This window comes from Fodinibius sp. (assembly GCF_041642155.1).
Lineage (GTDB): Bacteria > Bacteroidota > Rhodothermia > Balneolales > Balneolaceae > Fodinibius.
In genome coordinates, this window is record NZ_JBEPWZ010000314.1 from 1 (window position 1) to 3344 (window position 3344).

At 52.4% G+C, this 3344-nt stretch carries 4 protein-coding genes; all 4 read left to right on the forward strand.

Annotation, left to right across the window (positions count from 1 at the left end; all coding sequences use genetic code 11):
• Positions 1 to 1561 (forward strand): Sec-dependent nitrous-oxide reductase (gene nosZ / locus ACESLU_RS13260; protein WP_372639109.1); only part of this gene is annotated, 1561 nt, incomplete at its 5' end.
• A 91-nt stretch (positions 1562 to 1652) separates the two neighbouring features.
• Positions 1653 to 2225, forward strand: coding sequence for a hypothetical protein (locus ACESLU_RS13265; RefSeq protein WP_372639110.1), 573 nt, complete (start codon positions 1653 to 1655; stop codon positions 2223 to 2225).
• 12 nt (positions 2226 to 2237) lie between these two features.
• Complete coding sequence (locus ACESLU_RS13270; RefSeq protein WP_372639112.1) at positions 2238 to 2684, forward strand: nitrous oxide reductase accessory protein NosL; 447 nt, start codon at positions 2238 to 2240, stop codon at positions 2682 to 2684.
• Between the two features lie 66 nt (positions 2685 to 2750).
• Positions 2751 to 3344, forward strand: a 594-nt coding sequence (locus tag ACESLU_RS13275) for a nitrous oxide reductase family maturation protein NosD (RefSeq protein ID WP_372639113.1), incomplete at its 3' end; no start/stop codon positions are given.

Below are 3344 nucleotides of genomic sequence, written 5' to 3' on the forward strand. Positions count from 1 at the left end.
TGCCCGCATCGGACTGGATGATTTCAAAACCCAGGAAATCATAGAAATTCCAAACTCGGCAGGGAACCACGCATCCTCTTTTGTAACGCCTAATACGGAGTACGTATCGGCGGCCACGCGCTTTAGCGTACCGATGGATGAAGAGCTGCAGAATATGGATGTGAGCATCGACAGCTATAAGGAGAATTTCCATGGAACCCTCTCTTTCATCAAAGTGTCCGATGAGGGCGCAATGAGTGTGGATTTCCAAATTCGCATGCCCGGCTTCAATTACGACCTCTCTCACTCCGGCAAAGGTCCCTCGGACGGCTGGTCCTTTTTTACGTCGTACAACAGCGAGCAGGCCCACACCCTGCTGGAAATCAATGCCTCGAAAAACGACAAGGATTATATTGCGGCGGTAAACTGGAGAAAAGCGGCGGAGTATGCGGCCGAAGGCCGGGGCAAAATGATTCCGGGCGAGCACTACCGCAACTATATCGACCATGAAGAGGGAGGAGTCGCCAAAAGTGAACTGACCGAAGAAGTGCGCGTGCTCGATCCCCGTGAGCTGGAGGGACTCGTTTACTTTCTGCCCACTCCCAAGTCGCCCCATGGCGTGGACGTCGACCCCTCCGGGCAATACATTGCGGCGGGCGGGAAGCTCTCGACCGTTATCCCGGTACACTCCTTTGAAAAAATTCAGCAGGCGATAGAAAACGAGGACTTTGAAGGCGAGGAGATGGGCATCCCGGTGTTAAGTTATGAATCCATTCTCCACGGAGAAGTCCAAAACCCGGGACTGGGTCCCCTCCACACCGAGTTTGACGACAGGGGCAATGCCTATACCACCGCTTTTATTTCTTCGGAGATTGTCAAGTGGGACGTAGAAACCCTGGAAGTCACGGACCGCATTGATGTCTACTACTCTCCCGGCCACCTGATGATCCCGGGCGGCGACAGCCAGAAGCCCGACGGCAAGTACCTGGTGGCGCTGAACAAGATCACCAAGGATCGCTACCTGCCTACCGGGCCGGAAATGTTCCACTCGGCGCAGCTTATTGACATATCCGGGGACAAGATGGAACTGTTGCTCGACTTCCCCACCGAGGGAGAGCCGCACTACGCCCAGGGTATAGCCGCCGATAAGGTGATGGACAACCAAAAGCGTTTTTATGAGATAGCCGACAACGCCCATCCATTCGTCACCCAGGGTGAAAAAGAGGCGCGGGTCGAGCGCGAAGGCAACGAAGTGCATGTATACATGACCACAATACGAAGCCACTACGCACCCGATAATATCGAGGGCATCAAGGTGGGCGACGAGGTGTATTTTCACGTAACCAACCTCGAACAGGACTGGGATGTGCCGCACGGATTTGCCGTAAAAGGAGCAAACAATGCGGAACTGCTCATTATGCCCGGAGAGACACTGACCCTCAAATGGGAACCCAAAAAAGTGGGCGTGGTGCCTTTTTACTGCACCGATTTCTGCTCTGCTCTGCACCAGGAGATGTCGGGCTATATACGCGTCTCCCCGCCTGACTCTGATGTTGAAATTTCCTACGGAACAGGCCAGTAACATGGCCGCAATCCTTGTGGAAGGGAGGGTGACAGCTCTCTTCCTCTTAACGTGCTACGCATTAATCAATATGTAATCAGGTACAGAAACAATGGATAACCAAAAACGTATCTTAATGGCCTTGGCTGCCCTGTTGTTAATCGGCGTTTATTTTGTTCCCATCTGGAGCATCAGTATGAAGGCTCCGCAATACCCCGAAGGTCTGGGTATGAATATCACCGTCGATAATATCGTGGGCAAGGAGAAAAATGACCTCAACAATATCAATGGGCTCAACCACTATATCGGGATGAAGGAGATTCAACCCGATTCTATTCCCGAACTCAAAATTATGCCGGTAATTTTTGGCTTTCTGATTATAAGCGGACTGATCATCGCATTTATGGGCAGGCGAAAGTGGATCCTGTACTGGCTCGGACTGTTTGTACTGCTGGCTGTTGCCGGACTGGTGGACTTTTACATCTGGGGCTATGACTACGGACATAATTTAAGTCCCGATGCGCCGATCAAGGTGCCGGGCATGAGCTACCAGCCGCCGCTCATCGGCAGCAAGCAGCTGCTCAATATCGACGCGACTTCCCTTCCCCATATCGGGTTCTATCTGTCGCTGCTCTCCATGAGCGTGGCGGGACTTGTCTGGTGGAAAAGCAAAGAGGATGAATAATAGATAAGTGCCATGATGAAGCGAATAACCACACCCTTTATTTTCGCCTTAAGCCTGTGGCTGCTTGCAACCGCCTGCAGCCAGGAGCCGGCGGACATTCACTACGGGAGCGACGAATGCGCCCACTGTAAAATGATGATTACCGATAACCGCTTTGCCTCCCAGATCGTCACGGAAAAGGGCAAAGCCTATAAATTTGATGCCATTGAATGCATGACCGCCTATGCCAACGAGCATCCCGAAGTATCAGAGGGAGCCCTTCGTTATGTGAGCAATTACGCTGAGGGGGGAACCTGGCTGAGGGCAACGGAAGCGCAATATGTCAAAAGCGAGGTGGTCAACAGCCCGATGGGCGAATCGCTGCTGGCGTTTCCCTCACCGGAGGCGGCCAAACGGCATATCGCTGAGCGTCCCGGCAAACTGCTGGGATGGGAGGTGGTGTCCCAATTAGGCCAGTAGACAACGAACTACCGCAATGACTGTTTTTGTTTAATAAAAGAAGTAAAGAATAAAAGGATTGAGGCTATGCAACTACGAACACTAACCATAGGATTGGTTACCGGACTCGTGTTCCTGGGATCGGTTGAGATGACCCGGGCCACGCAGGTCACGGTCTCCAAAGACGGTCCCGTCCCTTCGGTGCAGGAAGGCATCGACCAGGCTGAAGCAGGAGATACGGTACTGGTCAAAGAGGGACGGTATGTCGAATTTGATGTCCGTATCCGCAAGCCCATTACCCTGCTGGGAGAAGGGAACGTGATTATCGACGGCGACAACCAGGGGTTTGTCGTGATCATTGAAGCCGACAGCGTCGCTGTCAAAAATATCGGCGTCCACAACAGCAAGGCGGGTTTTATGGATGACTACGCCGGAATACTGGTTGAAAATGTCAACCAAGTGCTTATCGAGAATGTACGACTCGTCGATAATTTCTTCGGGATTTACCTGGCCAAGTCGGAGGGGACGATACTCAGGAATAATCACATAACGGCATCGGGACAGCGGGAGACCAATTCAGGGAACGGCATTCATCTCTGGTATACAAAAGATGTGAAAATCACGGGCAACTATGTCCGGGGGCACCGCGACGGACTCTATTTCGAGTTTGTGGACGGGGCC